Raw genomic sequence first — 1,269 nt, 5'->3', positions numbered from 1 at the left:
CGTCCGCCCCGACGAACCTCCAGGGCGCGCCGTAGCGCTCCGCCGCAGCGAGTCAGCACCGCCCCGCCGGGCCCGGCCATCCCCGCGCCCCGCGCCCCGCGCCCGGCGCCCGGCGCCCGCGACGCCTACGCGTCGATGCGGTCGCGGTCGAGCCCCTCGCCGGCGAGGATGAACTCCTTGCGCGGCGCCACGTCGTTGCCCATGAGCAGCTCGAAGACCTTCGCAGCACTCTCGGCATCGGGCACGTTCACCCGCCGGAGCGTCCGGTGCGTCCGGTCCATCGTGGTCTCCGCCAGCTGGTCGGCATCCATCTCGCCGAGGCCCTTGTACCGCTGGATCGGCTCCTGGTACTTCTTGCCCTGCTTCTCGAGCTTCTTCAGGACCGCCTGCAGCTCGGCCTCGGAGTACGTGTACAGCGTGTCGTTCGCCTTGCCGCGGTTCACCACGACGACCCGGTGCAGCGGCGGAACCGCGGCGTACACCCGACCCTGCTCGATCATCGGCCGCATGTACCGGAAGAAGAGCGTCAGCAGGAGCGTCCGGATGTGTGCGCCGTCGACGTCGGCGTCGGACATGATGATGATCTTGCCGTAGCGGGCCTGGTCGATCTCGAACGTCCGACCGGAGCCGGCGCCGATGACCTGGATGATCGACGCGCACTCGGCGTTCGAGAGCATGTCGGACACCGAGGCCTTCTGGACGTTGAGGATCTTGCCCCGGATCGGCAGCAGCGCCTGGTACTCGCTGTTGCGGGCGAGCTTGGCGGTGCCGAGCGCCGAGTCGCCCTCGACGATGAAGAGCTCGGTGCCTTCGGCGTCCTGCTTGCGGCAGTCGGCGAGCTTCGTCGGCAGCGAGGAGTTCTCGAGCGCGTTCTTCCGACGCTGGGTCTCCTTGTGCGCCCGGGCCGAGATGCGGGTCTTCATCTCGGCGACGACCTTCTCGAGCAGGGTCGCCGCCTGGGCCTTCTCGGTGCGCTGGGTCGACGTGAGGATCTCGGTCAGCCGCTTCGACACGACCTGGTCGACGATCTTCCGCACAGCGGGGGTGCCAAGGACCTCCTTCGTCTGCCCCTCGAACTGCGGTTCCGGCAGTCGGACGGTCAGCACGGCGGTGAGACCGGCGAGCACGTCGTCCTTCTCGAGCTTGTCCTGGCCGACCTTGAGCTTGCGGGCGTTCGCCTCGACCTGGGTGCGCACGGCCTTGACGACACCGGACTCGAACCCGGCCTGGTGCGTCCCGCCCTTGGGCGTCGCGATGATGTTGACGAAG

1 protein-coding gene is annotated in these 1,269 nt (G+C 69.0%); it reads right to left on the bottom strand.

Annotation, left to right across the window (positions count from 1 at the left end; all coding sequences use genetic code 11):
* Positions 1-125 precede the first annotated feature (125 nt).
* Positions 126-1,269 (bottom strand): toprim domain-containing protein (locus tag I5E_RS16020; protein WP_022907875.1); only part of this gene is annotated, 1,144 nt, incomplete at its 5' end.

Origin of the sequence: Curtobacterium sp. B18 (genome assembly GCF_000333375.1) — a bacterium.
Lineage (GTDB): Bacteria > Actinomycetota > Actinomycetes > Actinomycetales > Microbacteriaceae > Curtobacterium.
The sequence above is the reverse complement of the archived record's forward strand: the minus strand, read 5'-3'. Positions and strand labels throughout refer to the sequence as shown.